This is a genomic window from Sphingobacterium sp. E70, from assembly GCF_019285695.1.
Lineage (GTDB): Bacteria > Bacteroidota > Bacteroidia > Sphingobacteriales > Sphingobacteriaceae > Sphingobacterium > Sphingobacterium detergens.
On sequence record NZ_CP079104.1, the window covers coordinates 4417988 to 4444899 of the forward strand.

General features: G+C 38.6%; 38 protein-coding genes and 3 pseudogenes. 20 read left to right on the forward strand and 21 right to left on the reverse strand.

Going from position 1 to position 26912, the window contains the following annotated elements:
• Window positions 1–79: 79 nt before the first annotated feature.
• The 8 genes from KUH03_RS31260 to KUH03_RS31295 form a co-directional block, all read right to left on the reverse strand.
• Window positions 80–247: a hypothetical protein gene (locus KUH03_RS31260; protein ID WP_257088254.1), complete on the reverse strand. Its 168-nt coding sequence runs from the start codon at window positions 245–247 to the stop codon at window positions 80–82.
• The gene (locus tag KUH03_RS31265; protein ID WP_257088255.1) at window positions 222–1826 is read right to left on the reverse strand and encodes a hypothetical protein; all 1605 of its coding nucleotides are present in this window, start codon (window positions 1824–1826) and stop codon (window positions 222–224) included. The genes KUH03_RS31260 and KUH03_RS31265 overlap by 26 nt, the downstream gene beginning before the upstream one ends.
• Before the next feature lie 193 nt (window positions 1827–2019).
• Window positions 2020–2283, reverse strand: a complete 264-nt coding sequence (locus tag KUH03_RS31270) for an IPT/TIG domain-containing protein (protein WP_373564862.1) — start codon at window positions 2281–2283, stop codon at window positions 2020–2022.
• Between the two features lie 258 nt (window positions 2284–2541).
• Window positions 2542–2703 carry a hypothetical protein gene (locus tag KUH03_RS31275; RefSeq protein WP_257088257.1) on the reverse strand — a complete coding sequence of 54 codons (162 nt, stop codon included), beginning with the start codon at window positions 2701–2703 and terminating at the stop codon, window positions 2542–2544.
• Window positions 2700–3413 (reverse strand): hypothetical protein, encoded by a 714-nt coding sequence (locus tag KUH03_RS31280; RefSeq protein WP_257088258.1) that lies wholly within the window; start codon window positions 3411–3413, stop codon window positions 2700–2702. Before KUH03_RS31280 ends, KUH03_RS31275 begins: the two co-directional genes overlap by 4 nt.
• Window positions 3414–3718: 305 nt before the next feature.
• Window positions 3719–4018: a hypothetical protein gene (locus KUH03_RS31285; RefSeq protein ID WP_257088259.1), complete on the reverse strand. Its 300-nt coding sequence runs from the start codon at window positions 4016–4018 to the stop codon at window positions 3719–3721.
• A 76-nt stretch (window positions 4019–4094) separates the two neighbouring features.
• Complete coding sequence (locus tag KUH03_RS31290) at window positions 4095–4520, reverse strand: hypothetical protein (RefSeq protein WP_257088260.1); 426 nt, start codon at window positions 4518–4520, stop codon at window positions 4095–4097.
• Window positions 4521–4740: 220 nt separating this feature from the next.
• Window positions 4741–4920: a hypothetical protein gene (locus tag KUH03_RS31295; protein WP_257088261.1), complete on the reverse strand. Its 180-nt coding sequence runs from the start codon at window positions 4918–4920 to the stop codon at window positions 4741–4743.
• A gap of 252 nt (window positions 4921–5172) precedes the next feature.
• On the opposite strand from KUH03_RS31295, the gene KUH03_RS31300 reads away from it, so the two are divergent.
• The 11 genes and pseudogenes from KUH03_RS31300 (at window position 5173) to KUH03_RS31350 (ending at window position 10024) form a co-directional block, all read left to right on the forward strand.
• On the forward strand, window positions 5173–5814 hold the full coding sequence (locus KUH03_RS31300) for a MarR family winged helix-turn-helix transcriptional regulator (protein WP_257088262.1): 642 nt from the start codon (window positions 5173–5175) through the stop codon (window positions 5812–5814).
• A gap of 135 nt (window positions 5815–5949) precedes the next feature.
• Window positions 5950–6435, forward strand: a pseudogene (locus KUH03_RS31305) (phytoene desaturase family protein); the annotation flags it as partial.
• Between the two features lie 38 nt (window positions 6436–6473).
• Window positions 6474–6974, forward strand: a complete 501-nt coding sequence (locus tag KUH03_RS31310) for an NAD(P)/FAD-dependent oxidoreductase (RefSeq protein ID WP_257088263.1) — start codon at window positions 6474–6476, stop codon at window positions 6972–6974.
• Entirely contained in the window at window positions 6974–7354 is a 381-nt protein-coding gene (locus tag KUH03_RS31315; RefSeq protein WP_257088264.1) for an NAD(P)/FAD-dependent oxidoreductase, read from the forward strand. The genes KUH03_RS31310 and KUH03_RS31315 overlap by 1 nt, the downstream gene beginning before the upstream one ends.
• Window positions 7338–8174, forward strand: a complete 837-nt coding sequence (locus KUH03_RS31320) for a phytoene/squalene synthase family protein (RefSeq protein WP_257088265.1) — start codon at window positions 7338–7340, stop codon at window positions 8172–8174. Before KUH03_RS31315 ends, KUH03_RS31320 begins: the two co-directional genes overlap by 17 nt.
• A 36-nt stretch (window positions 8175–8210) precedes the next feature.
• Window positions 8211–8396 (forward strand): hypothetical protein, encoded by a 186-nt coding sequence (locus tag KUH03_RS31325; protein WP_257088266.1) that lies wholly within the window; start codon window positions 8211–8213, stop codon window positions 8394–8396.
• Window positions 8396–8668, forward strand: coding sequence for a hypothetical protein (locus tag KUH03_RS31330; RefSeq protein WP_257088267.1), 273 nt, complete (start codon window positions 8396–8398; stop codon window positions 8666–8668). Before KUH03_RS31325 ends, KUH03_RS31330 begins: the two co-directional genes overlap by 1 nt.
• Window positions 8665–9015 carry a lycopene cyclase domain-containing protein gene (locus KUH03_RS31335; RefSeq protein ID WP_257088268.1) on the forward strand — a complete coding sequence of 117 codons (351 nt, stop codon included), beginning with the start codon at window positions 8665–8667 and terminating at the stop codon, window positions 9013–9015. The genes KUH03_RS31330 and KUH03_RS31335 overlap by 4 nt, the downstream gene beginning before the upstream one ends.
• Window positions 9016–9026: 11 nt before the next feature.
• On the forward strand, window positions 9027–9365 hold the full coding sequence (locus KUH03_RS31340) for a lycopene cyclase domain-containing protein (protein WP_257088269.1): 339 nt from the start codon (window positions 9027–9029) through the stop codon (window positions 9363–9365).
• A gap of 336 nt (window positions 9366–9701) precedes the next feature.
• Window positions 9702–9830 carry a hypothetical protein gene (locus tag KUH03_RS31345; RefSeq protein WP_257088270.1) on the forward strand — a complete coding sequence of 43 codons (129 nt, stop codon included), beginning with the start codon at window positions 9702–9704 and terminating at the stop codon, window positions 9828–9830.
• Between the two features lie 20 nt (window positions 9831–9850).
• On the forward strand, window positions 9851–10024 hold the full coding sequence (locus tag KUH03_RS31350) for a hypothetical protein (RefSeq protein ID WP_257088271.1): 174 nt from the start codon (window positions 9851–9853) through the stop codon (window positions 10022–10024).
• Window positions 10025–10390: 366 nt separating this feature from the next.
• Here KUH03_RS31350 and KUH03_RS31355 read toward each other — a convergent pair whose 3' ends face one another.
• Window positions 10391–11188 (reverse strand): proline dehydrogenase family protein, encoded by a 798-nt coding sequence (locus tag KUH03_RS31355; RefSeq protein ID WP_257088272.1) that lies wholly within the window; start codon window positions 11186–11188, stop codon window positions 10391–10393.
• Window positions 11189–11598: 410 nt separating this feature from the next.
• Here KUH03_RS31355 and KUH03_RS49415 point away from each other — a divergent pair.
• Together KUH03_RS49415 and KUH03_RS31370 are read left to right on the forward strand one after the other, a co-directional pair.
• Window positions 11599–13022: pseudogene (locus tag KUH03_RS49415) on the forward strand (M60 family metallopeptidase).
• A gap of 7 nt (window positions 13023–13029) precedes the next feature.
• On the forward strand, window positions 13030–13275 hold the full coding sequence (locus KUH03_RS31370) for a discoidin domain-containing protein (protein WP_257097476.1): 246 nt from the start codon (window positions 13030–13032) through the stop codon (window positions 13273–13275).
• Between the two features lie 63 nt (window positions 13276–13338).
• On the opposite strand, the pseudogene KUH03_RS49420 reads toward KUH03_RS31370, so the two are convergent.
• Window positions 13339–14826 (reverse strand): annotated as a pseudogene (locus KUH03_RS49420) (catalase).
• A gap of 311 nt (window positions 14827–15137) precedes the next feature.
• Here KUH03_RS49420 and KUH03_RS31380 point away from each other — a divergent pair.
• The 3 genes from KUH03_RS31380 to KUH03_RS31390 all read left to right on the forward strand — a co-directional run bounded on the left by KUH03_RS31380 (window position 15138) and on the right by KUH03_RS31390 (window position 16374).
• Window positions 15138–15746: a hypothetical protein gene (locus KUH03_RS31380; RefSeq protein WP_257088275.1), complete on the forward strand. Its 609-nt coding sequence runs from the start codon at window positions 15138–15140 to the stop codon at window positions 15744–15746.
• Entirely contained in the window at window positions 15716–16012 is a 297-nt protein-coding gene (locus KUH03_RS31385) for a S41 family peptidase (RefSeq protein ID WP_257088276.1), read from the forward strand. The genes KUH03_RS31380 and KUH03_RS31385 overlap by 31 nt, the downstream gene beginning before the upstream one ends.
• A 68-nt stretch (window positions 16013–16080) precedes the next feature.
• Window positions 16081–16374 carry a hypothetical protein gene (locus KUH03_RS31390; protein WP_306429223.1) on the forward strand — a complete coding sequence of 98 codons (294 nt, stop codon included), beginning with the start codon at window positions 16081–16083 and terminating at the stop codon, window positions 16372–16374.
• A gap of 288 nt (window positions 16375–16662) precedes the next feature.
• On the opposite strand, the gene KUH03_RS31395 is transcribed toward KUH03_RS31390, so the two are convergent.
• The 4 genes from KUH03_RS31395 to KUH03_RS31410 form a co-directional block, all read right to left on the reverse strand.
• On the reverse strand, window positions 16663–16914 hold the full coding sequence (locus tag KUH03_RS31395) for a hypothetical protein (protein ID WP_257088277.1): 252 nt from the start codon (window positions 16912–16914) through the stop codon (window positions 16663–16665).
• Window positions 16915–17039: 125 nt separating this feature from the next.
• Window positions 17040–17408, reverse strand: a complete 369-nt coding sequence (locus KUH03_RS31400) for a hypothetical protein (RefSeq protein ID WP_257088278.1) — start codon at window positions 17406–17408, stop codon at window positions 17040–17042.
• Window positions 17409–17580: 172 nt separating this feature from the next.
• A complete protein-coding gene (locus tag KUH03_RS31405; protein ID WP_257088279.1) occupies window positions 17581–17850 on the reverse strand; it encodes an MFS transporter in 270 nt (89 codons plus the stop codon).
• 49 nt (window positions 17851–17899) lie between these two features.
• The gene (locus KUH03_RS31410) at window positions 17900–18448 is read right to left on the reverse strand and encodes an N-acetyltransferase (RefSeq protein ID WP_257088280.1); all 549 of its coding nucleotides are present in this window, start codon (window positions 18446–18448) and stop codon (window positions 17900–17902) included.
• Between the two features lie 322 nt (window positions 18449–18770).
• Between KUH03_RS31410 and KUH03_RS31415 the strand changes: the two genes are divergently transcribed.
• From KUH03_RS31415 to KUH03_RS31425, 3 genes are all read left to right on the forward strand, one after another.
• Window positions 18771–19454, forward strand: a complete 684-nt coding sequence (locus KUH03_RS31415; RefSeq protein ID WP_257088281.1) for a glycoside hydrolase family 95 protein — start codon at window positions 18771–18773, stop codon at window positions 19452–19454.
• Window positions 19427–20401 carry a hypothetical protein gene (locus KUH03_RS31420; protein ID WP_257088282.1) on the forward strand — a complete coding sequence of 325 codons (975 nt, stop codon included), beginning with the start codon at window positions 19427–19429 and terminating at the stop codon, window positions 20399–20401. Before KUH03_RS31415 ends, KUH03_RS31420 begins: the two co-directional genes overlap by 28 nt.
• 71 nt (window positions 20402–20472) lie before the next feature.
• Window positions 20473–20883 (forward strand): glycoside hydrolase family 95-like protein, encoded by a 411-nt coding sequence (locus KUH03_RS31425; RefSeq protein ID WP_257088283.1) that lies wholly within the window; start codon window positions 20473–20475, stop codon window positions 20881–20883.
• Window positions 20884–21002: 119 nt separating this feature from the next.
• Here KUH03_RS31425 and KUH03_RS31430 read toward each other — a convergent pair whose 3' ends face one another.
• From KUH03_RS31430 to folE, 5 genes are all read right to left on the reverse strand, one after another.
• The gene (locus KUH03_RS31430) at window positions 21003–21362 is read right to left on the reverse strand and encodes a hypothetical protein (RefSeq protein ID WP_257088284.1); all 360 of its coding nucleotides are present in this window, start codon (window positions 21360–21362) and stop codon (window positions 21003–21005) included.
• A gap of 354 nt (window positions 21363–21716) precedes the next feature.
• On the reverse strand, window positions 21717–22313 hold the full coding sequence (locus tag KUH03_RS31435; RefSeq protein ID WP_257088285.1) for a hypothetical protein: 597 nt from the start codon (window positions 22311–22313) through the stop codon (window positions 21717–21719).
• The gene (locus tag KUH03_RS31440; RefSeq protein WP_257088286.1) at window positions 22271–22591 is read right to left on the reverse strand and encodes a hypothetical protein; all 321 of its coding nucleotides are present in this window, start codon (window positions 22589–22591) and stop codon (window positions 22271–22273) included. Before KUH03_RS31440 ends, KUH03_RS31435 begins: the two co-directional genes overlap by 43 nt.
• A gap of 29 nt (window positions 22592–22620) precedes the next feature.
• Window positions 22621–22917 carry a hypothetical protein gene (locus tag KUH03_RS31445; RefSeq protein WP_257088287.1) on the reverse strand — a complete coding sequence of 99 codons (297 nt, stop codon included), beginning with the start codon at window positions 22915–22917 and terminating at the stop codon, window positions 22621–22623.
• A gap of 168 nt (window positions 22918–23085) precedes the next feature.
• Complete coding sequence (folE, locus tag KUH03_RS31450; protein WP_257088288.1) at window positions 23086–23535, reverse strand: GTP cyclohydrolase I; 450 nt, start codon at window positions 23533–23535, stop codon at window positions 23086–23088.
• A 733-nt stretch (window positions 23536–24268) separates the two neighbouring features.
• Here folE and KUH03_RS31455 point away from each other — a divergent pair.
• On the forward strand, window positions 24269–25465 hold the full coding sequence (locus KUH03_RS31455) for a GTP-binding protein (RefSeq protein ID WP_257088289.1): 1197 nt from the start codon (window positions 24269–24271) through the stop codon (window positions 25463–25465).
• A 340-nt stretch (window positions 25466–25805) separates the two neighbouring features.
• On the opposite strand, the gene KUH03_RS31460 is transcribed toward KUH03_RS31455, so the two are convergent.
• Window positions 25806–26645: a tetratricopeptide repeat protein gene (locus tag KUH03_RS31460; protein ID WP_257088290.1), complete on the reverse strand. Its 840-nt coding sequence runs from the start codon at window positions 26643–26645 to the stop codon at window positions 25806–25808.
• Window positions 26597–26908, reverse strand: a complete 312-nt coding sequence (locus KUH03_RS31465) for a hypothetical protein (RefSeq protein WP_257088291.1) — start codon at window positions 26906–26908, stop codon at window positions 26597–26599. The genes KUH03_RS31460 and KUH03_RS31465 overlap by 49 nt, the downstream gene beginning before the upstream one ends.
• Window positions 26909–26912: the final 4 nt, after the last annotated feature.

Genomic DNA, 26912 nt, shown 5'->3' on the forward strand with positions numbered 1-26912 from the left:
ATCGGCTGAATTGGAGGTAAATACAAGCCCAATACATTGGGATATATTGGGCTTGTATTAGATGTAATAATCGGATAAGCTACAGGAGCTCAAAATAACCATCCGATTGATAGATTTTGTTTGCCGCCTCTGCTGATATTCTAAATTTTCCTTTGCCTGACATCATGGGGGCCGTAAACATGATTTCATCAGCACTAACAGGTATTGGTACAATTTCAAAGTCACCGAAACGGATTTTTTTGTGCATATTTTATGCTCTTACCTTTAATACGAATTAATGATCCAGGTAGCCCACTTGATGGAGCAAAACTATCCAATGAAATTCCCATTGGATTGATTTCGAGTTTTTTGCTGCTGAATGTATACGATCCTGCTGAGTTTTGGTAACCTATACTGATCTTATTGGATCCGAAGTTTGACAGAAACCAAGTGAAAGTGGCTTCTCCATCCTTCTCGCATATAGCATCCCAGTAGATGTTATTGTTACCCAGTAGACTGTACATATTCCCTTTTGAAAAGTTACCATAAAGGGTAATCCGATCTCCTTCATATACGTTTGTTTTATCACTTGATACCCAATCGAAGCTCTTGACTTTAATCTTTTGGGGTAGACTGATATCATAAAATCTGTCTTTGAATTGAAAGGAATAGATGCCTTCTTTTAAATCGCCGACTTCGAAATAGAAGAATTCGTTTCCGGTTTGCCTCGGTTCCACAGGTAGATTTCCAAATGTATAGTCAAAGTACATTCCCGATTGGAAATCCCAGAATCCTGGCCATTGGATCATGCATTTCGCTCCAGGATGGACAAAAGACTGTTCGGTACTGACCTTTGTTAAATCTGGAACGTAAAATATGATTTCCTCTTTGAAAATTACCGTTTCCACCCCATTTGTATAACCGAACTTGAAACGGGATCCCTTAAGATTTTCTATCTGACTAAATTGTAGTTCGCTCGTGAATGGAATCTGTAGATCGCCTAATATAATTTTAAAATCATCTTTCGGATTGCGGTAATCGGGGAGGTTGAGTCCCATGATTTCCATCACTTCCATCGGTGTAAAACTTGTTTTAACAGGTGGAAGCAGCTGCCCTAGAATATTTACTTGAGCAATATTATAGTAAAAGTCGCCATAAGGATACTCTCTACGTTTAAACGAAAAGCTAATTTCCTGTCCATGATATAATCCGTTCGTTTTCGGAACAGTAAAACGAATAGATTTTTTGTCTGGAGACAAGGTGTAGGAGGTCTCCATGCTTTCGCTAGCGTCTGATTTGGCATTAGCGAAGTAGGAGAAAAATTTGTAATTTTTGTCTATCAACTTAAAATCACCATTGACAAGAATTTCGTCACCGGGTTTTGCTTTTACCTTTTTGACCTGATCAATCGCAAAGCCACCGATCTGAAATGAATTAAATTCGCCCTTGTAATATCCTTTTTCAGTTCTAACATAAAAGCAGTAGGTATATTTAAGATCTAGATCGAAGGGTTCATTCGGTTGATAAGTAAATTTGATCGTGGGACCTGCAATATTTTTACCGACTTCGATCTCCTGTTCTTTCCGTTCTATAGCGTATTGATCAATGGTTTTGACTACGAAACCATAACTGAGTATTTTCTGATCTGCTATTGAATCTATCTGGCCAAATAAGGTGACGCTTTTTTTGCTCAATGCATCCATGTGTCCTGTCCGAACGACAATTTTCTCTTCAGCAGATTGAACATATTCTATCTCCTGAACTTTCTTGCACGCAACAGTGAGTAGCGTGAGGCTGGATACCATTAGAAAGAATAATATTTTAGACTGTTTTATATTGCGGAGCATATCTCTATTAAAATCTTAAATTAATTCAAAAGTTTCCTTACCCTTTATCCATTTATTACCAAAAAGGAGATTGATTTCTATCTTTCCCTTATAGGTGATATCCGAGGAATGGTAAATTTGATTTCCTCTTCACCTGATTCCCGCCATACCAGTCGGCCTCCAAAATAGATCATACCATAATAAATCCCTTTGCCTACGATAGTAATCTGATCACCAGCTTTACCCTTTTTGGGTAAAAATCCGAAAAAACCGGAGCTAAGATTTCGAGATTCAGATTCGTTTTGTCCATGTATTCTTTCCCTTCGCTTCCTCGATACCCCACAGTAATGGGATATGTCCCAGCGGCAATTGGAGGTATAACCATACCGATCTGACCATTTTGTATCGACACAAGCTCAGCATCTTGATTGCCTAACCTAACTTGGTAAGGGATGTTTGGTCTAAAGTTGCCATTGATCCTGACAAGGTTCCGTAGTAGCCTTTACTTTGCTCAATACCTGTCGCCTGTAATTTTTTCACTCTTAACTTTGCTTGGCTCGTAAATGTAAAAAAGGGCTGCTTGCCGAAAGAGCATAATCACCTTCTGGAAGATCCCCGATAGTCAGTTTATGTATACCTGTCCAATTGAAACTGACGTACGCATTTTTGTTACCTACTTTATAGGTTGTGAGATCTTGTCGCCCGAATGTTGAAAAGTCCACTCCTGAGAAATTGCCTATACTTCCAGGATGGAATTCAGTGTCATTAAAGTAGAGCGCATAGGGGCGGGCTGTTTAAGCTGGATCTTTTCTTTAAAAATGACGGTATCTTTTCCATTGAAATAACCTATGGTATACTTGTCTGCAGGTTGTCCATAAGTCAAGTTTATTAGATTCATTTCGGGTTCGTAGGAAAGGATCGGTTGCCGAATAGGATATAGAAAGGTTCTTTCAGAGCAGGCCCCATCCCCGGACCTGTCAACGTAATTTTGTCATTGTACATGAAATGGTAGTTGGTCGGTTCATTCAGTTTGCCTACCACTTTCACAGTTGCTAACAACGAATTTCTATACAGCCCAGTCGGATGTACCTTATTTTGAAGGATAAAACTTATACGACTGCCGTGGGTCAGATTAGCAGGTAACTGAAACACTAATGTTTTAAGGTCTTTACCCAGTGTAAAAGGAATTTCCTGTCGATTGTTATCCTCATTAATATTCAGCGTGTAATTATCCTTTACCTTTTCGAAATTTCCATTGAGGGTGATTTTATCATCTGGAGAAGCGATAATATCATCTCTATAGTCGATGTCGTACCAATAAAACGTTAGATGTGTCGTTTCTCCTTTGTAAACACCCTTATTTGTCTTGATATAATAGTAATATTTAACGGAATTCGAATTTAGGATTTCGTCCGGTGTTTGGATGGTATGTGTAATCTTTCCTGTTTTTGCCTTTGAGCCTAACGAATAGACTAGTTCTTTTATGCTTGTATCGTAATATTTTTGGCATTCAACAACAAAGCCATGATCAATAATGCTTTCATCATTCAGGTATAGTATGCGACCAGAAAATGTAATTGTTGACTCATTTGCATTGTCATTTATCAAAGTTTCAATACCAATGGGATTGGTGTCAGGGATTGTTTCAACGACTTTTTCTACTTTTTACAGGAAAAAAGAAAGCACAATGATACTAACCAAAGGATATACGATTGTTTCATAAAAGGGTTAACTTGTCGGCAAATATACTTGATGGAAATAGTATATCAAAAGATATTTCTAATTTGCCGGTTAGTTATAGCATGTTAAAATTAAGCGCATCAGATTCGACGGATTTAATATCGTATGTTTATTTTAGGTAGGTAATATTGGTAGAACTCGAACAAGTTATTATCTTGTCCTGTCATAATTAATTAGTCGCAATAAGCAATCAGTCCACTTTGTTTTTCGATCGCCGTATTAAGGATGTTGATTAATTTTTGTACATCGGTATCAGTTTGTAGATGCTTTTGCAAGATGTTGTTTTTAATCTGTTTGATGACTACAGTCGTTAACCTGAAATCCGAGTAAAAGTCGAAATTTTTATCGATGATGTTTTTCTTCTGAAGATTCTTAAATGTTCCATTATCAAGTTTTCCCACAAACTCTAATCCCATCTCAGTTGGATCGTTTGGCGTTGGCTGATGATCATTAATAATATAAAAGTCTAACATTTTTAAGGGGTCTTTAAATCCTAAATTTAAAATTCATTGAAAATTGCGACAGAAATTATCCTTATTTCTTGGACGTTTATTGAATTTTACTGGCTAAATCTAAATAATACTGCTTTCCATATTCATTATTGGACTTTTGCGCTTTGCTTTTAAAATAATTGCTAGCCTCAACTTTATATTCTGCCGGAATGTTATCAATATATAAATCTATTAAGACTTCAAAAGCACTTTCCGCTATCTTTTTTGGCGACATCATTTTGATATCCATAATATACTTCCATTTGTTATTGTAAGCCTTAAAAGAAGTCAATCTTGGCAGAAATAAAGCGACATAAGCACCTACATTTTTTCTATCACTATTTTTCAACATGAATTCATAAATAGCCTTCGTTTCAGGTAGATGATATCGCTGTATCATATTTCCGATAGAAGAGATGAGAAGGACAACAAGCTTGATATTGTCGCTATGTTTGTCATAAATAGTCAAAAGGTTTTCCACCAATTTGGCGTCGTTAAAAGGTCATTATAGAATTTGGAAACTTCTAGCCTGGGCATTTTCTCAAACTCTTTTATTAACTGAAATAGTTCATCATCATTTAACCTATTCCAGTCCTTAATCTTCTCTACTAATAGACTGATCTTTTCGACGTTCTATTTGGACATAACAGTAGTAAAGCAATACTCTAGGTAAGATACAATTTATTTCTTAGTTATTGTTTTTGCTATTGTGTACCCTTAGTTTTACTTGTCACTTTCAAATCTCTGAAAATTCCTGCGGTTCCGATATCTAAAAAGACAAATTCTCCAGTTTTATGGACGCCCATTTTGAGCTCACTGACAATAAAATGAGGTAGTTTGGTGTCATTTATAAATAGTTTGGCTGTTTTACCTTTTACATACATTTCTAATTTGACCCACTCATTTGGCGCAATAGGCGCATATGCCTCATATTGCCCATATGCGGTAGTTCGGGAAGCCGTAAACTTAAGAAATAACCTTAACCTAGTTTAAGAGTTAAGCCTCCCTGGTACTAATGTTTTTATCAATTCATTTCCAGAACTATTTCTGGTTATTTAGTGTATTTTTATTCTAAAAAATCATTATTTTAAAATAAATAAAACTTTAATGGTATATTAGTGTTCTAATTTGGTGTTATGAAGTATAAGCTTTTAGAAGAAATCCTACCATTGATTGAGCAATTCGAGGCAGATAATGTAAACGGTAATTATGCCAATGATGCTGAAGGGTTTAAGCGCTGGGTTGCAAATGTGCAAAGTAATAAGCTTGTTGATCCACACTGGGAAGGTAAAGAAAATGGACGTAGTCCGGAGAGTGTCATCAGTACTTTAATTGTGCATATGAACAGATTCGCAAAGAGTTATTCAAAAGCTGCAATTTGGGGATCTGATTTTTCTACCCAAGAGGAATTTATCTATTTGATTACGCTAAAATCATTTGGAGAGATGACAAAAATGGAATTGATCAAACGAAATATTCATGAAAAGTCAGTTGGTATGGCTATTATAAATCGTTTGCTCAAACAGGGATGGGTAAGTCAGGAGGAATCTGAACTGGATAAGCGAAGTAAGATGATCTACATTACAGAAACTGGTTTATTGGTATTAGAGCAGCAAATGGGAAGCATACGACATGCTACACGGATTGTTTCGGGAGATCTCACGAATGAGGAAAAAATGATACTTATCAACTTATTAACTAAACTGAGCGATTTCCATCAGGTGATTTACGATAAAAACATTGCGACAGAACAATTATTGGACAAAGTTAAAATATAGCCAAACAGATGATTAGTAGAATAGAATCCTTAATCAGAAGAAAATGAAAAAGAAAGTAGCTGTAATTGGAGCAGGTTTTCGGGGCTTTCGGCCGCAGCTTATTTAGCTAAGGCGGGTTATGACGTACATGTTTTTGAAAAACATATACAGCCAGGCGGGCGGGCGCGTCAGTTTTCTACGCCTGAAGGCTTTAGGTTTGATATGGGCCCCAGCTGGTATTGGATGCCTGATATTATAGAATCCTTCTTTTCGGACTTTGGCCATAGCGCAGCTGATTTCTTCGAACTTGTTTCATTGAATCCACAGTTCGAGATGATATTTAATTCCGGAAAGATCAGTGTGCCTGAACCATACGAGGATTTAAAACAGTTATTCGAACGGATTGAAGTGGGGGCAGGGAGGAAACTGGACAAATTTATGCAGGCAGCTAAATTCAAATATGAAGTTGGGATGCGTGATTTTGTCAATAAACCTTGCCATAGTTGGCTGGAGTTCGCTTCTCCAAAAATTGCGCGCAGCGCCTTCAAATTAGATCTATTATCAAGCTTTAGGGCTTACGTTGCAAAATATTTTAAAGATGAAAGGTTAAGGACTTTGATGGAATTTCCGTCATTTTTTTAGGGGCCTCTCCTAAAGATATTCCGGCATTATATAGTCTGATGAATTATGGTGGTTATGCACTGGGAACGTATTACCCCAAGGGAGGATTTTTTCAGCTTGTGCAAGCTATGCAACAAGTAGCTGAAAAGCAAGGAGCAAATTTTCATTTTGGGCACAGTGTTGAAGCACTTAACATCGAAAACAAAGCAGTCTCCTCGATCACAGTTAATGGCGAAAATCGAGAATTTGATCTTATTGTTGCTTCGGCGGACTATCACCATATTGAATCGCTATTGCCCCAAGGATTGAGAAATTATGATGATGCCTATTGGAAAAGCAGGACTTTTGCCCCCTCCAGTCTGATTTATTATCTTGGTATGAAATCCACTATTTCTAATTTGATTCACCATACTTTATTTTTTGAACATAATCTGGATGATCATATTGATTGTATCTATGGCGAAAAAAATGGCCGCAAAATCCGTTGTTTTATGCCTGTTGTCCATCCAAAACCGATTCTCAGTTGGCCCCTTCAGACGGTGAGAATCTTTTCCTGTTGATGCCCCTTGCAACTGGTATTGCAGATGACGAAGAAACACGTGAGGAATATCTGATCCACATGTTAAAACGTCTGGAAAAGCATACGGGTACAAAAAATCTATACGAGCAGATTTCATACAAACGAAGTTACTGTGTCAGCGACTTTATGAACGATTATAATGCTTACGGTGGAAACGCTTACGGATTGGCCAATACACTTAAGCAGACTGCGGTATGGAAACCAAAGGTTAGAAATAAAAAAGTGCACAATCTTTTTTATACAGGTCAGTTAACCGTACCCGGTCCTGGTGTGCCGCCGTCCATTATTTCTGGAAAGATAGTCGCTAAAGAAGCCATTGAATTATATCATAAATCATCAGCCCATGAAGAAGTTATTTGATGAGCTCGCTTATGAAGTGAGCAAAAAAACAACTGAGAAATACAGTACAAGCTTTTCGCTTGGCATTTTGGCTTTGAAACCAAGCATCCGTCATAGTATTTATGCAATTTATGGCTATGTTAGACTTGCAGATGAAATCGTCGATAGTTTTCATGGATATGATCGGCAACGATTATTGAGCCGTTTATATTTAGAAACAAACGCTGCTTTGGAAGAAAGAATTTCCTTGAACCCTATTTTGCAATCTTTTCAAGAGACCGTACGCAAATACGACATCGACATTGACCTTATCAATCAATTCCTGCATAGTATGGAGATGGATCTGAAAAAGATAGATTATAATTCAGATCGCTATAAAGAGTATATTTATGGCTCAGCAGAGGTTGTAGGGCTGATGTGTTTACAGGTTTTTACCGAGGGAGATAAACAGCGCTATGAGGAGTTAAAACCATATGCGATGAAACTTGGATCTGCATTCCAAAAAATAAACTTTTTGCGGGATCTCAAAGATGATTATCATATCCTCGGTCGCACTTATTTTCCAAATTTGGATATGGCTGTATTTGATAATGTACTCAAGAGCAAGATTGAAGATGAAATCCACAAGGAGTTTAAAGAAGCACTTTTAGGCATTAAAAAATTGCCTTCCTCAGCTAAGTTTGGTGTTTATTTGGCTTACAAATACTATCTTTTACTTTTTGCAAAGATCCGAAAGAAATCATCGAAGGAAATTTTAGAAAATAGAATTAGAATACCGAATACTCAGAAAGCCTATGTTGCTCTCAAAAGCTATTTGAGATACAAGGCTGCTTATTTATAATTCTGCGCAAATTTAAAATCATCAGCGAATAAACATATGAATTTTATTACCGTACTAATCACTTTTGTTGCCATGGAAGGTGCTACCTGGCTTATTCATAAGTATATTATGCATGGTTTCTTATGGATCTTGCATCGAGACCATCATGATCATAGCAATGAAGGTTTTTTGAAAAGAACGATTACTTCTTTGTCATCTTTGCATTACCTACCATTGCGCTGATGTATTTTGGATCGCTAAAAGATTATAATTACCTATTTTATATTGGTCTAGGTATTATGTTCTATGGTATGGCTTATTTTTTTGTGCATGATATTTTTATCCACCAGCGTTTCAAATTTTTGAGTAAAACAAACAATAGATACTTTTTGGCACTTCGTCGTGCTCACAAGCAACATCACAAACATTTGGTCAAGGAAGAAGGAGAATGCTTTGGCTTTTTATATGTTCCGTTGAAATACTTTAAAATGTACAGTAATAATGAAAAAACATGATGCAGTATACTTATTCGCTTATCTTATTTTTTACGGTCGTAATATGTTTTGTCGCTTCCTTCGACAAGCGGCTTCGATTTGATCGAGAGTTTGTCCCATTTTTAAAAGCTTCGGTCATTGTTGCCCTGTTTTTTATTGCATGGGATGTCTGGTTTACCAGTCGTGGTGTTTGGTGGTTTAATACAAAGTATACCTTGGGCATTGTCTTGGCTGGTTTGCCTCTGGAGGAGTGGTTGTTTTTATCTTTATTCCTTTTTCCTGCGTATTCACCTATTTCTGTCTGGATAAATTTTTTAGATGGCAACATCTTAGTGCTTTTAACAATATTATTGTCTTTGTCAGTATAATTGTATGCGCAGTGGTAGCACTTCGCTATGCTGATCGAATATATACCTTGGTGACTGCTGTAGTCACGATATTGACATTACTGGTGTTTCACTTTGTTATGCGGGTACAATGGATTAGCCAGGCCTCTTTGGTTTTTACAGTACTCATGTTAGGATTTTTGCCCGTCAATGGTATACTCACAGGAACAGGATTGGAATCACCAATAGTCAATTATAATCCAGCGGATTTTATGGGTATTCGGGTACTCACCATTCCTATTGAAGATGCTGTTTATGGATACACCCAGTTTCTATGGGTACTTTTTTTTTTCAAAAAATTCCAAACCAGAGCGCATGACTCCAATTCATAAAATTATTCTTTCGCAAAAAAACATGGACAGCAAAATGTTGATCGTTGTCGAAAATGATTAATCTTGATGATCTTGAATGAAACCATTTTCCTCCCCGAACATCAATCCCTGTTTTTCCAAATGTTGATAATCTAATTGTTTTTGATATGCGCTAGCTTATAAGGAATTACATATTTTGTTCCAAATGCGACGGATATAAGTGTATCCACTCCAAATATAGAACCATGGTTGTAAGAGCAATTATTTAATCTGATTTTTATCCGTATAGAAAAGAAGCTTAATGGTTTAGCTTGTTTTAAAAGCATCCAAACTAGTTTAATTATAAAAGATAGAAATATGAAGAAATTAATTTTTGCAGGCATTGCCTTAGTATCATTTGCGGCGTTGACCCCTGACGTAGCAAAGGCTCAACAGAGCGCGTCAAAACAGAGTTTAGAGATTTCAGCAGAAAGCACCCTCAGTTAGATCTTCAGTCAAGACAAAAGTTGGATAATCAGATGGATGCTCAGGGAAGAAGAGGCCCTGGATATTGGACACAGCTTTTTAATGCTTACTTAGATGTATATCTTAAATATGGCTATTCTGCAAATGACGCAATAGAGCGAGCACATCAGTCTGTCTATCGGGAAATTGAAATTTATTATGGTGTAGATCTTTAGATATTACTCCGATTTTAGAAAGTGAAGTTTGATAGAAACTTCACTTTCTTTTAAATTCAAAGCCTAATAATTGGATACAAAGACTATCTTATTTATCTACAAAAAGGCGAAGTTTTTTCTAAGGCCTTTCGTCTTTTATTGATATGTGTTTGAATGGAGTTACTCCTAATATTCTTGTAGTAGTAATTTTGATCATTAATGAGATTTATACTAATAACCTAAATGATTACTGCGTCTCGACAATGTCCTGTAGTGCTCTGAATAAATTTAGCGGATATTCGGCTAATCTGTTGCAAAGATAGAGATACCATTCTTGACCATATACGAAATACAGTTTTGTTGGATACCCTTCATCTCTCAATTGTGCTAGCTGCTCTGTCTGTATGCCATATAAACTTTCAAATTCATAGCATCCCTTTGCAGGCTGTAATCTATCAATAAGCTTTTTGACCCCTGTTGAATTTCATGGTGATGTGTTGCAATGGAGCATAAATGACTTTTTGAAAGCAGCTGTTCGACGTAGTAAAGATAGCGTTCATTGAGTTCCTGACCGCGTGGTAGCGATAAGCCTTTGGCTGTTTCGAAAGCTCCTTTCACGATGCGGATACGTCCTCTTTCTTTGCACATCGCATCAAAATCATCCGTTGTTCGATGGAGATAAGCCTGCAATGTGATGGACAAGTTTGAGAATTCTTTAGAGCCCTTCTGATAGAGCTTTAATATGTTGTCAGTCCTTTCCGTTCCTTCGGCACTTATGATCACTTCTTTACCTTTGGCTGATTCACATATATTGGAAAGATTTTCATAACAGAGGTTTTCAGAGATTTCCAGTCCAATGTGCGAAAGGTCAAGTGAAATCGTTGAATTGAGATTGTGTTGCTGTATTGCATCGCAGATGCCCAAAAATTCAGTAGTTGCTTTTTCAGCTTCATGAATAGTCCGTGTACTTTCGCCCATATACTCGATCGAGCACTTAAAACCACTATCATTTGAAGCTTGTACTTTGGTTAGGGTTTGCGTAAGATTTTCACCGCCAATATATCGGTCAGCGGCTTTCTTCATTAGTTTGTAAAGTGCTTCATTATTCAAAATATAAGCTTTAGCATCTTCATTTAATGCAGCTTTCCTCAGTGCTTCAGCACCAGCTGTAAGTAATTGTTCCATTTAGCAATCTTAAAATTAACTATGTAAAATACAAAAAATAGAAAGTAGAAAAAATGAAATCCCTATTTTCGGTAGGAAAAATCAATTTTTAATTAATAATATGATACAGTAGACGAAAGAACTCTCCGTCGGTGATATTGTCAGTTTACGGGGAACATATCTCCTCTATTCGGGCATATGGTTAAATGGTTTTTACAAAGAAGGATACACCCTTGCAGATCCGGTAGTATAGCAAATTCTGTAGTTATAATGTTTAAGAGAGTGGTAATAACTTTAATTTTAGCTAAATTAGTAATATTATTTAATCAATTATATAACATTAACTTTTTTATTATGTTAAAAATGCAATTAAATTATGGTTTTTGACAGCTGTTTTAATCATTTCTGCGTGTCAGAAAAATGTAGTAGTAATGGAAGAAGTTCCGATTGATAGTTTAGCGATCAGTTATGATACTATCCAAGTTTTTAATGAAGTTCCATCTGGTACAAAGGAGGCCAAACGGTTGGGACAACGAAATCCCGCTTCAGATTTTACAGCAACGGGATTCTATGTTGCTCCCAATGAAACCTTAACGATTCATATGGAGCAATTGGAAGATGGTAGTGGTGTTCCTACACTTTTAATAGGCACTTATTCTAGGTATAAAGCGAAGTGGAATCCAACAGTTGTTCCATTGACCGCAGGAGTTAATACCATTCAGGCAGATGCGTATGGTGGTCTTCTATACATCCGGTATAATTCAAATGACAATAGTATAGCAAGTGGTAAAGTTCAGCTTGAATTTAGAAGCGGGCATCGACCTACGCCGCACTTTGTGCTAGGAAAGACAACAAATGCACAATGGCAAACGATGTTAGACACATGGACAACAGCTCCCGATGTTATTTTGGAAAGTAATGAAACGATGTTGGTAGCTTCTCGTACTAAAGCATTGGAATATAGACAGGAAAATCAGCAACAATTGATGCAGACTTTTGATGAGATTACCAAAGCAGAATATTCCATAAGTGGTATTGACAATTCTTCTGCCGAACATAAAGAAAATGTCCATAAACTTTTGATGACCGAGACCGATAATACAGACTATTTTATGGTAGCAACCTGGTATCGTACAGCTTATATCAGTAGCGCAATGAATATATTATTGACTGTTGACGGAGCACGTAATAATGGATGGGGCCGTGGCACGAACTAGGACATATGCATCAGCAAGGAGCCTGGACCTGGGATGCACTTGGCGAGGTTACCGTTAATATCTACTCCCTTGCAGCGGAGCGAAAAATGGGACATCTAACATCTCGGCTGACACGAGATAACGTTTGGGTTGATGCGATGGATTATTTGGTAATTCCTTACGCTGAAAAGGATTTCAATGCAAGTAGTACCTCGCTTTTTGTTCGGTTGGCGATGTTCCAACAGTTGTGGTTGGCATTTGGCGATAACTTTTACCAGACCTTGCACAAGGAAACACGCGTCGAACAAGCAACGTTTTCTACAAGAGAACAACAGATGCGTTATTTTATGTTGAAGGCCTGTACTATTTCTGGCAAGAATCTGAGTGCATTTTTCCGGAAATGGGGGCTTAAAGTGAATGAATCTGTCTATACTGAAATCGAAAATCTCAATTTACCAACACCTGCAGAAGATCTTACGAGCAAAACTGACGATCCAAATTGGGAAAACAAATGGCTCGTTATAGGCTATACCAATCAAGAAACAGCTTCCGAAAATGGAAGAGCAGCAAATATGATTGATGGTAATGCTGCGAGTTACTGGCATTCAAGATGGTCGAGCAACCCAGGTACATACCCTATTTTATTACCATTGATATGAAAAAGATATTGCAGTAACAGGCTTTACTTTTACACAGCGAAATGGTTCGCGAAGAGTTAAAGATATAGAGATCCAGGTGAGCCAGGATAATGTAAATTGGAATAGTGAAGGTCAGTTTGTGCTACAAAATGTCGTCACTCCACAAAATGTCGCCTTGCCGGCAGTGAAATCATTCCGTTATTTTAAACTTATCTTCAAATCTGCATTTGATGGTACGCAAAATGCAGCTATGGCTGAAGTAACGGTCTATTAATAGAAGCTTTCTATATCAAAATTATTAAGCAGAGACCGGTCTAGTCCACCGGTCTCTGTTTGTTTATCTAGATTCAAACCTTTTCATTTCGTATCCTTCGTATTCGAAGACGGTCTCCATGGATAGGCCCAATGCTGCAGCGACACCTTTCCCATATTCAGGATCCGCCTTATAGCAATTTCTGACATGTCTAATTTGGATAAACTGCTGTGCTTTGCCAACCTCTTTGGCTGTATTTGTGCAAAGCAATTTTCTTTTTCTGTTGTCATCAATCGAAAGAGATCACCAGGTTGACTAAAATAATCTTGATCTTCTCGATGATCCCAATGTGCAGCTTCGCCGGTCACTTTCAATGGCGGTTCGTCAAAATTTGGCTGATCTTCCCATTGATTAAAGCTGTTTGGTTGATAAGCGATGGTACCACCATAATTTCCATCAACGCGCATTGGACCATCCCGATGATAGGAGTGATAGGGACATTTCGGTTCATTGACAGGTATTTGATGGTGATTTGTTCCGAGGCGATAGCGTTGGGTATCACCATAAGAAAACAACCTCCCTTGTAACATTTTATCTGGTGAAAATCCTATTCCGGGCACGATCGCAGCTGGATTGAAGGCCGCCTGTTCCACTTCAGCAAAATAATTTTCTGGATTTCTATTTAACTCCAGCTCACCGACCGGAATCAGCGGATAGTCCCTATGGGGCCATACTTTTGTGAGATCAAAGGGGTTGATGTGATATGAATAAGCATCCTCCTCATTCATGATCTGTACATATAAAGTCCATTTAGGAAAATTTCCATTGTTAATATTGTCCATCAAATCCCTTTGATGGCTCTCCCTATCATCTCCGATTAAAATAGCAGCTTCTTCGTTGGTCAAATTTTCAATCCCCTGTTGTGACTTGAAATGGAATTTGACCCAGTATCGTTTTTTGTCTGCACTGATGAAACTGAAGGTGTGACTACCGAAACCATGCATCGTTCGGTATGATTTTGGGATACCCCGATCACTCATTACTATCGTTACTTGATGAAGCGATTCGGGGATCAATGTCCAGAAGTCCCAATTATTGTCTGCGCTACGCATGTTGGTTTTGGGGTCCCTTTTTACAGCTTGGTTAAGGTCTGGAAATCGTAATGGATCTCGTAGAAAGAATACCGGCGTATTGTTTCCTACAAGATCCCAATTTCCCTCTTCGGTATAAAACTTAATGGAGAATCCTCGGATATCCCTTTCAGCATCTGCTGCCCCACGTTCTCCAGCGACGGTAGAGAAACGCATAAAAGATCAGTTTCCTTACCTATTTCTGAAAAAAGTTTTGCTTTGGTATATTTCGTTATATCGTGCGTTACAGTAAATTTGCCATAAGCACCCGAGCCTTTGCATGCATTCTCCTTTCCGGAATGACACCACGGTCAAAATGCGCCATCTTCTCCAAAAACCACACATCCTGTAAAAGTGCAGGTCCACGCGCCCCTGCTGTCAAAATATTTGTGTTATCAGCTACAGGAGCACCCGTTCGATTTGTTAACTTTTTCTTTTCCATTTTTTAAATTTACTTTGTTATGAATACCTTGTTCAATCCGTTGCTAAATCTTGTCAACGATCTTATCGTTCTATAAAAATATCTTAGATTTAAGATCGATATGTCATCCAGTTGATCTAAAAACTGCTGGTCCAACAAAATGAATTTGGCCATTTAAACCTATCAAAATTTTGTTGGTATCCGATCAGAAACAATAAGGAATGAAATTGTGTGTTTTTAAGTTAGGTACGTATCTTGTAGTGAAATAAATAATATTAGTTGTTTTAAAATTCCGTATGATAAGGTGTTATTTCATTTTTCTGTTGCTTTGGTTGGGTCTTAATAGTTATGGGCAGGACAAGACGGTTGATCTTCCGTACAGTCAGCTGACAAAAGAACAATGGCAGGAAGATTTTCATGCTTTATATGATAGCCTCCGTAAAAACCACCTCAATTTATACCATTTTACACCAAAGACCGTTTTCGATCAAAAATACCATGCTATTTTTAATGAAATAGCCAAACTCAGCAATGAACAGATTCTGTTGAGGTATAAGCAATTTGTATCACTCGCTGGGGATGGGCATACAATGCTTTCCGATCCAGGAGATTTTCACAGGTATCCACTGGATTTTTTTATTTTTGGTAAGCAGGTGATCTTAATCCAAAGTGAGGCAAAGTATAAGCAAGCGCTGGGGCTGCAGCTTCTTTCTATCAACAACTTTCCGATCACTCAGATCAGGGACTCATTAAACAGCATTATAGATCATGGCGAATCGAAGACCTATCTGCTCAAGCAGCAGACAGATCGGTTAGGCGTCTACGAATATCTTTCCGCTTTTGGTTTTATTTCGAATCGGGATTCTGCTGTATTTGAATTTCAGGACGGCAAAAGACCATCGAACTCAAGGTGGCTGCAATACCTGCCCATCAGTCCGTAGATTGGCAATGGGCATTTCGGCCGTTACCGTTATTTTTGGAGAATGGTATGGAACCGAGCACGCCTATTGCACATAAATCTATCCGTTCAGATACGTACTATATTAACTTTGCGGGATATCCTTCTTGGGAAGATTTTGAAAAAATTACCACAACGATTTATGATAGCTTGAACCATCAAAAAGCGCGCAAGATTATTATTGATATGCGTTTAAATGGAGGCGGAAATTTTGACAAAGGTCTGAAGCTGATGCTTCCTCTTTTTTAAACTATAATGCGCTACATCCCGGAACCAGTTATTATGTTCTGATCGGACGGCGTACGTTTTCAGCCGGGATGTCCAATGCCGTACATTTTAAAGATTGCCTTAATGCGATTTTGGTGGGTGAGCCTACCGGAGCAAGACCCAATGGATATCAGGAAATCAAGTGGTTCAAGTTGCCTAATTCTAAACTGGAGGTGTCCTGCTCACTACTATTTTATAGTTTTCAGCAAAAAAATACAGATGGTGTCCTACCCGATAAAACAATAATGCCATTATTTAAAGCCTATAGCGAAGGCAGGGATCCAGCATTGGATTGGATTTTAAAGCGGACATCAACACAGGAAGTATCAAAGGGTAGGAGATAACACCAGCGTTGACACCTTGCTGGCAATTATGTTTGTGCCTGTTTTTTTGTTGTTAGTTATCTCTTGAAGGTAACACACAAGAAAAAACCGCAGCTGAAAATAAGAACAAGAAAGCATTGAAAAAATCTTGATTTTAGACAAAAACATCAAGTTGGTGCTAATTATTCGAATTTGAATCTTCAATTTTGCGGTATCGGAATCCATTAAACGAGTTCTTAAATTGACTTTAGTAAAATACTAAAGTTTACTGATTCTCTTAATAGGTTATCAAATAGATACCTATTGAGACTAGGTAATCTTTTGTTGATGACTACGGGAATCACATAAAGCAAGGGTCAGTGCGATAATTCCGATGAAAAAGTAGGCAACAATTAATGGAACAACACTATCCGTCATTCGGGCGCTGATTACCGATCCCAATACCGAACCTACCGAAAAGAAAATGGTACCGTAGATCGAAGATGCTATTCCTGCTCTATCTCCCATCGGTTCCAGTGCAAGCGCACTACTATTGGGCTCTACAGCTAGATTAAGCGCCATTAAGAGCGTAACGGCACTAAAAAAGAACGTCATGTTGAGTGGTTCTCAAAAAGGAAGACACAGATTACCAGACCAAGTGCAATAAAAGTATAGAAAAGAAGCAAGAATTTTACCGTACGCTTTGCTCAATATCGAGAGGAAAGGTACGAATTAGTAAAGGTCGATAAAGCCATAAACATCCCCATACCTCCAAAAATCCACTTGAATAATGTGGGAGCCCTATAGATCTCACCGATAATATGCTCTGAACTGGCCACGTATGCACTGAGCGCTGAAAAAAGCAGTGTAGTAATCGTGATGTATCTTAGGAAAGTACGATTGTTGAGAACGATTTTCACTGACTTACGTAAACTCGATAAGCTTAGCGGTATCCTTTTGGTTTTAGGCAACGATTCCTCAAGACGCATAGACCATAAAAAGATGATCAATCCAAAAGTAGGCGGTATTAAGAAAACAGTCTTCCAGGAAGAAATATGCAAAATAGCTGATCCCAAAAGGGAGCAAATACGGGTGTCAATAGAAAAACGGTAAAAATAAGAGACATTATTCGAGCCATTTCATTGCCAATAAAGCGATCCCGTACACCAGCGATCGTAGTCATAAAAACTGCTGATGCTCCCACTCCGACCACAAATCGTGCAATTAACATTGGGGTAAGGCTAGGAGCTAAAGCTGCAGCAATTCCGCCGAGGATATAAAGAGGAAGCCAATGCGGAGCACGGGCAATCTTCCAAATCGATCCGAAAGAGTCCCAAATACAATCTGCGCTATTTGACCCAAGAAAAAATAAGAAATGATCTTTGCCGTCTCTGTCGACTTGGGATCAAGTCCAAAGTCTTGGCGCAGTTCGCTAAATGCCGGCAGCATAATGTCGATCCCTAAAGCTGTCAGTATCATGGCCGAAGCCGAGAGTACAATAAATTCACCTTGTCTCATTTTTTCTGGCTATTCTTTTTTTTTAACTGTGCCTTACGCAACATTGGTCTTAATACGGGGAGCTACCGGATTGAATTTCACCAATAACCTCAAAACCATGACGCTCATATAAAGAAATATTTTTGGGATTTGAAGATTCCAGATAGGCGATCAGGCCATCCTCGTCAACTACTTTTAGGGCCTCGGTCATCATCGCTGATCCAATTCCGGTACCCTGAGATGTGGGGTCTACGCCAATCATTGGCAAATACCAGTGCGGTTGTGTCGGACCAAATTTTTCCATCTGCTGAAAAATTCCGGGTAAATCTTGTTTTACTTCATTCCCAACATTCTGATCAAATACTTCTAATAATGCTTCTTCATCTGATGTTGCTCCTGGTGGAAGCCATAGGGCGGCACCACTAAAATCCTCGGCAACGTATGCTGTCTTCCTCTCAAATGAAGTTCCGCCAAAAGCTATTGCTATTGCGGGAAAGACTGCTAAGTACTTTGCTGGTTGTGGTATCGACCAGCGCACCATAGGATCCATGCTGAATGCAAGAGTCAAAGTACTTATTGCATTATCTTTATCTGAGGCCTTTGCAATTCTTATCTTCATAACCGTTTATTAAAAATGATTTTTCAAGCTTGTCTACACAAATATATAGATAGACAGGAGTTTTAGAGCGTGTAAAATAGACTTAAATAAGGGGAATTTAGACTACCTCTACTGCTTTTCGGCGGATTTAAATTTATAACGAATTTAATGCGAAGGAAAAAGTCCTGCCCTCCAATAAACTGCCATTAATGACTAATGTGATTTATCAGTTACGTTTACAGGATTTTCAGTCGTAAATAGTAAGTTTATGATCGTAATAATCCTAATAAATTATGAACATGAAACTATCCATTAGCTTTGGACTCTTTTTTGCCTGTTCACATTGCTATCAAAGGCTCAAACGAAAGCCGCTCACGACCTTTCTTTTACTACTTTGGCAAATCAATGGGACGAAGCTTTACCTATAGGTAATGGGTGGTTAGGAGCACTGGTCTGGCAAAAGCAAGACAAACTTCGTTTTTCATTGGATAGGGCAGACCTGTGGGATATGCGTCCAATGAAGGGCTTGCATAGAAAAGAATTTAGTTTTCAATGGGTTATCGATCAGGTTAAGAAGAAGGATTATCTGCCCGTTCAGGAGTATTTTGACGAGCCATATGATCGGGAACCAGGGCCGACCAAAATACCCGGAGGAGCATTGGAGTTTGATACCAAGGGTTGGGGCGAGGTAAAGCGCGCGCATCTTTCGTTAAACAATGCACTTTGTGAGGTACAGTGGTCGGGCGGAACAAAACTTCAAACCTTCGTAAATGCGGAGAAACAATACGGATGGTTCCGGTTTGAAAATGTAAAAGATAATTTTGAGCCGCAACTCGTAGCACCTCGGTACCAAGGTGCTGTGACAGTATCAGGAAATCCCGTAGGTGGAGATGATTTGGCTCGATTGGGTTATAAACAAGGAGATATCAAGCGCAATGGTGACCACATCACCTATCGGCAGGAGGGATGGGGAGGATTTCAGTATATCATCTCGGTCAGATGGAAAAAGTCGGAAACACTACTGTAGAGGGAGTCTGGACGATCTCTAGTCATTACCCGAATAAGGTCATGACTGAAGCCTCTCGTATAAGCGAAACTGCACTCGCAAAATCATTCAAGGAAGATTTGAAGGCTCATAGCTCTTGGTGGAAAAGCTTCTGGAGCAAGTCCGCAATACAGATTCCCGATCAAAAGTTGGAAAAACAATGGTATCTTGAACAATATAAATTTGGTTCGTTGGCCCGTAAAGATGCGCCACCTATTTCACTGCAAGGCGTATGGACAGCCGATAATGGACGGATACCGCCATGGAAAGGTGACTACCATCACGATCTCAATACACAGTTGAGTTATTGGCCCGCTTATGGTGCCAATCATCTGGACGAAGCAATGGGCTATATCAATCATTTAGAAGAGAATAAAGACAATTATTTGCGTTATACCAAGATGTTTTTCGGTATAGATGGTTTAGCGGTGCCTGGAGTGACGACTTTGGATGGTACTGAAATGGGAGGATGGATACAGTATTCATTATCACCGACGGTATCCTCTTGGCTCGCACAGCATTATTACCTGCAATGGCGATATAGTATGGACCGTGAATTTTTAAAGAACAAGGCATATCCATGGCTAAAAAAGACCGCTAATTTGTTGGAAAAGCTGACGGTTAAAGATGCCCAAGGATACCGCCAATTGGAAATTAGTGCAAGCCCGGAGATCAACGATAATAGTCTCAATGCTTGGTTTTTGCAGAATACAAATTACGACCTGGCATTGATGAAGTATACTTTTGGGATCGCGGCGGAATTGGCCACAGATCTGGGGCTTACGAGTGAAGCTGCACATTGGACAACTATTTTGAATGAGTTTGGCGACTATGCGTTGACAGCTAACGATGAACTTAAGTTTGCGCCATCGATGGACTATAATCAGTCACATCGCCATTTTTCGAATATGATGGCGATTCATCCCTAGGTCTGATCAAATGGGAAGATGGGGCTAAAGCGCAGTCTATCATCCGTCATAGCATCGCACGACTAGATGCGGTGGGACCGGATTATTGGTGTGGTTACTCTTATTCTTGGTTGGGGAACCTTAAGGCAAGAGCTAAAGACGGTGCGGGGGCGGCCAAGGCATTAAAGATTTTTGCCGAAGCATTTTGTTCGATCAATAGCTTCCATTTGAATGGTGATCAGACAAAATCAGGTCTGTCTAAGTTTACGTATCGTCCCTTTACATTGGAGGGAAATTTCGCTTTTGCGGCCGGTATACAGGAGATGCTTTTACAAAGCTATGCCGGCTTTATTGAGATTATGCCTGCTGTACCAGCAGCGTGGAAGAACATTGCTTTTGATCAGTTGCGTGCTGAGGGAGCATTTTTGGTGAGTGCCAAACGCGTGGATGGATTGGTTTCCGAAGTGAAGATCTATGCCGAAAAGGGAGGGAAACCATCTTGAAATTACCTTTGCTGATTACCGTGAAGTCCAAAATAATGGATTTAAGATCGAGCGTAAAAAAGATGGATATTTAAAGCTTATCGCAAAACAGGGGGCTTGTTGACCATTAAGCCAATGGGTTAAATTTTCAATTTTATTCCGATTCCTATTGTTAAGACTAGGAAACTGCTTAGCCATAAAAAATAACCGGGAGCTAGTGCTGTTATGGTCGATTCGGATCCCGATTCGCTGGTCATAATTGTGTCCATTTGCGTGAATGCAAGCGCGATTAAGCAGGGAACAAGACTTAGATAAAAACCAGCTTTTTTGTTACGGTTTAATATGGTACAAATAGAAAACAGGTAGATCGGGTTAGCACACCAAAATAGGAATAATACAATAGCTCCAGCCAAAGGCGATAACCAACCCATTAAAAACATGACTAGACTACCTATCTCTTCAGGATATTCCCCACCGCGATCGACAAAGACAGCGGGCATCGTCAGGAGGCAATAAGCAGTATTATGGTTAAAAGAATTGCTCCTTTTTCAATTGAAGATAAAAAATTAAACCTGTTATTGAATTTCTTTAGCATATTTCCGTTATCCTCTTTGATAAATTGTAATTGTGTTTTTAGGCCAAAAGGCACCTGATAAAATTCATATTATAGATCAATGTTGACTTGAATGAATTTACAGTGCTTTTTCAGTACTGAATTTTCCTTACAGAATCTAGTTGCCGGTGATTTCATTGACATCTATCTCACTTCCATTTTTTTAGATACTTGTTTTTTTGCTGATCAACCTCTATTGTGTAGTTGCCACTAAGCTCGAGCACCCATCCGTCACCTTTGACTACGTTATTATCAATAGATATTGGCATTGAGAGCGAAACTTTTTCCAATCAGGACTTATTAAAGCCCCTTTTTCAACGGTCAAAATGCCCCAAATATCTGTAATTCGCGTAGTTGGATAATATGTCCCAAAGTTTTCGACCGGAATAATAGCCCTTGGATCAAAGGAATAATTCATCATCTCGAAGGCGATCTCAAAATGTGGAGATTCAACAAACTTAGTTTTGTGCTCTTTGATAAGGCGCTTATTTTCTGAATCCCTTTCATTTTCTTCATCGAATATAACTTGACCGTTGTATTTCAGGGCTAGATCTTTAAAATCTTTTTCTGTGGTAGAGGGTATCAAAGTAGCAAATCTCTTCATGAAATAGTCCGTTAAGTCGGTTGTTGCATTGATCTTTTTATTCCATTTTTTATCTTGTTTAAAAAGTAGATAGCCATAAGAGGGAATCGTTTGATATGCAAATGATCTTACAAAAGTGCGGTTACGTAACGATCGGTCCATACCCTTTGTGAGATAAGATTTTGTTGACTGATCATCACGACTACTGACAATTATTCCAGTATACTCAGCAATTCCTTCGTTGAGCTCAAGCAAATTTTCATTTTCAGCTGCTTTTTCGAACTGCTGATGCCTGAATTTTCTAAAATATAGGGCGCTACGGAGATGTTTTTTATCTCTTTTTTATCGGATGAAGCCAACGCTTTCTTTAAGGCTTCAAATTCAAGACGTAAACTGATTCTCCCATCTTTTTCATCTAAATGGTTGTTATTAGCATTATTTAATTTAAATCCTAACTCAGGTTGTATACGATGAAATGATTCATGGGCGAGTAGATTGATACGGTCATCTCTATGTTCAGGAAGCGGCAACATAATCATAGCCCATCTCTTACCGTTCCAGTCTAATGCCGTATTTGAAAATTGACCTCCTGCGGTAGAATACCTATATAAATATGCGTTGAATATTGTAGACCACCTTGTAGATCAGGCTCATTTGCGTATAGCTTTCGTGTTCCCGGATCAACTAATAAGATCGGACCATATAGGTTTTTGTTCCACAGCTTAAATGTTCTGGTTGAGGCTTGTTTTAGCTCAGTGAAAAACGTATTAATTTGCTCTTCATGATAGACTTTTGTCTGAGCCGGTATCGGGCTGACGAAACTTGCAAATAAAAATAAGGCAAAGAGTCTTTGGATCATTCTGATAGGTTATATGTGTGAAAATTATCCTAAAATACCATTTTTATTGATTTGAAACAAATGGAACCTATTGATATAAGCAATAAGTTTTCATTGGGAGTTAAGGATACCCGACTGATTAGCGTATTTTCTTATTTTCCATCACTTTAACTCCGAAAGCAACTGCACTTATTTTATTAAGTTAAAAAATTCAGCTCTTTTGTCTGCAGTTGAAAAGACCCCACCGTGCTCTACCGTGAGCGTACTGCTTGTGATGTCTTTTACTCCTCTCGCTGATACACAGAGATGATCTGCTTCGATGACCACAATGATATCATCCGTCTGTAAAATAGATTTTAATTCGTTGAATATCTGAATGGTTAATCGCTCCTGCACTTGTGGTCTATGCGCGTAATAATCGACTATTCGGTTCAATTTAGAAAGACCGATTACTTTTTCCTTTGCCAGGTAACCAATATGTGCCTTCCCTACAATTGGAAGAAAATGATGTTCGCATGCCGAATTCACTCGGATATCTTTTTCGATCAAAATTTTATTGTAGCCATATTTGTTGCTAAAGGTAGATAGATTGGGTTTGTTGAGCGGATTTAACCCGTAGAATAACTCATTGATATACATTTTAGCAACTCTATGGGTGTTCCACTCAGACTATCATCGTTTAGGTCAAGCCCAAGCTCATGCATGATACCATAGAAGAGTTTGGCAATTCTGTTTATTTTTTCTGATGTTGAGACCGCAAAGGCATCTGATCGCATCGGAGTTTCTATTGAGGTCATGACATGTGAGTCGCCTATGTCATCTATGGAAGTGTTTTTATCTTTTAATGTATTCATTTATAGTGATGTAATGATTTTTGTACCTATTATCCCTTTATTGAGGATAACCTTGAACGACTAGTGCCCTCTCGTAACCTGGGATTATCCTTTCCAGGAAATCAGTTGGACAGATGAGCTAAAAGGTCCTCATTTCAATATTTTTATCGAGTTGCATCAATCGTATAAGCTTCATTGCATAGCTCGTTGCGCTATATAATTCAAATATAGAGAAAAAAATACAAACGCAACTAAATTGCTTTTATGGATTATTGTTCTTAGTTTTGTTTTTAAATAAGAAGACAATGAGTATAATTCCTAAAAACTTTGATGACTGGAAATGGTGTATTGAAAAAAATGCGGTATTCCTTTAACGGTAGAATTTGCCAGGCAACGCCTGGCAGTTTATGAAGATTATTCCAATGTGGAGACGCAACGTTTTATTTCAAATTATGGCATGGAGCACCTTGAGAACATAAAAATTGGATGCGTATTGTGCTGGGGTCAGAAGAGAAAAAATATAAATTAATTTGGCGAAAATGAAAAAAAAACTACCAGTCACAGTTCTAAGTGGCTTTTTAGGGGCAGGTAAAACATCCTTGTTGAATCATATACTTCATCACAAAGGAGGTCAGAAAGTTGCTGTCATTGTCAATGATATGAGTGAAGTAAACATTGATGCACAATCCGTTGAGCGTGAGAATGTGTTATCCCGGACAGAGGAGAAGCTTGTTGAAATGAGTAATGGATGTATATGTTGTACATTAAGGGAAGATCTCATGATTGAGGTTGAGCGTTTGGCCAAGGAAGATCGATTTGATTACCTTCTGATTGAAAGTACAGGTATTTCAGAGCCAATTCCCGTTGCTCAGACCTTCAGTTACGTTGATTCTGATGATAATATTGACCTTTCATCATTCAGCTATATTGATACAATGGTCACTGTAGTGGACTGTTTTAATTTCGCTAAAGATTTTGGCAGTTCTGAAACCTTGTTAGATCGGGCGTTGGCAGACGATCTTATGGATAACAGGACAATTGTAAATTTATTGACCGATCAGATCGAGTTTGCAAATGTGATTATTTTGAACAAAGCAGATCTTGTGTCGGAGGAGACCATTGGGACTTTGGAAGCAGCAATTGGTAAACTTAATCCAGGAGCGAAGCTTATCCGTACTCAATTTGGCCAGGTTGATCCAAAAGAAATTATGGGAACAGGTGCGTTCGACTTTGAAGAAGCTTCTTCGTCTGCGGGTTGGATAAAAGAACTAGGGGCGGAGCATGTTCCCGAAACTGAAGAATATGGGATTTCATCTTTTTTTTTTCGCTCCCAGCGACCGTTCCATCCACAACGATTACACCGTTATTTAAATGACGATTATCCTCATAATATTATACGGGCTAAAGGATTATTTTGGCTAGCGTCGAGACCAGATACTGCACTTAGTTTTAGTCAAGCTGGCGGAAGTATCCGTTTGGAAAGCGCTGGTTCGTGGTGGAGTAGCATGCCAGAAGAGATGCGGTACCAACATCCAATTTACTCCGAAATAAAAGCGGATCTATTAAAACGCTGGCATCCTGAATGGGCGGATCGTAAAAATGAGTTGGTGTTTATAGGGCAACATTTGGATAAAGAGAAATATATTACAGAATTGGAATCTTGTTTATTGACCGAGGAGGAGGCTGATGATTGGCGTTTCACGTGGTGGAAAGATGAATTTCCCAAAAATATCTAGTGTTAATTATTCCTCTAATACTGGGTAAAAATTGCAGACCTTTAACAAGTTGCTTGGAGTATGTGGTAAAGGCTATTTATGAATGGGGTATCACAACGCTATTGAGACCAGCTTAATATATACCCATCGAATTCGATAGGTATATATTAAGCTGGTAAATAATCCCCAAAAACCTAGCAGTCCAATGGTGTCACAATTTCTCATTTCATCATTTCCAGTCTCCAGTGGATTTGTATTTCTATCCTGAGCGTACACTATTTTATTATAGCATTTAACAGACTATTGTCCTGTCAGTTTTAGCAATATACGTTCGTATATTACTTTGTCTACCAAGTTTAGTTCAGCCAGATGGAGCTGTACAAATTCCCAGCAACGTTCTTTCTTTTTGATTTTCCTGTTGTTGATAGACCAGAGTTAAATATATTGCTATCAATAGCGTTGTGCTGTTCACATAATCAAAATCCATTTGTGGGGACAACATTTCCTCGCCGCGATCCCATTCTTCGTTTTCGACCAAAATGCAGCCCCAAGTATGGCGTATAGGATCGAACTCGGGCAACAGATGAAGCGCTTGCTGCCCCGCTGCGGTAGCCTTCTCGATATCACCTTGGACCAGATAGATATTAGCATAAAGATTATGTAGATATCCGGCTAAGTGTTCAACCTCTTTCAGGGTCAATAGATCTTCCACTTTCTTCAGTGTGCGCAACGCTTCGTCGTAATTCCCCAGATGAAAATAACATAATCCGATATTAAACCGAAAGGTAGAGGTCAGTGTTGGGCCAGATTCCGAACAGAGTTTTAGACATTCCTCAAATTTCGTTAATGCCTCGTCATATCGATGTTCTGCTACATAATCCTCTCCTTCCAGACTAAGATCTATCGCTTCACTGCTCGCTTCCTTTTTGTATTTTCCCAGTAGTATGTTCAGCATAATTCGTCCATCGAAATCCATCGGGAAACCATTTATTTTTTTTCTCGAGGGCAGTAAATTGGCTAGTCCTATCAATAACTGCATATAACCAAACCATATACTGAAAGTAATTGTGTCTGAAAAATCAATGGAAAACGGAACCATCATTATTACAGCAACTCCGATAGCGATATTGACCAGAGGTCCTCCCAGTACACCTACAAATGTTTTGAGCCCGTAATATTTGCCATCCCTAATATTGAGCATAACATAACCCCTTGAAATTTGGAATTCAGATTTAGCTTGCTTTTAAAGAAATGTGTACGCATCAGCATATGACCTGTGCCAATGACAATGCGTTTCGGATATTCACCGACCAGCCGCGTGAAAACCCAATGTCCCCACTCGTGGATGATCAGAGCAATAGAAAGACCCAGTAGACAAAAGGAGTAATTTATGCCCATCATACCGACGTGATTAAATGGCATTGGCATAAATAATGCAATTGTTCGAAAATTAGGCTCATCCAACCAT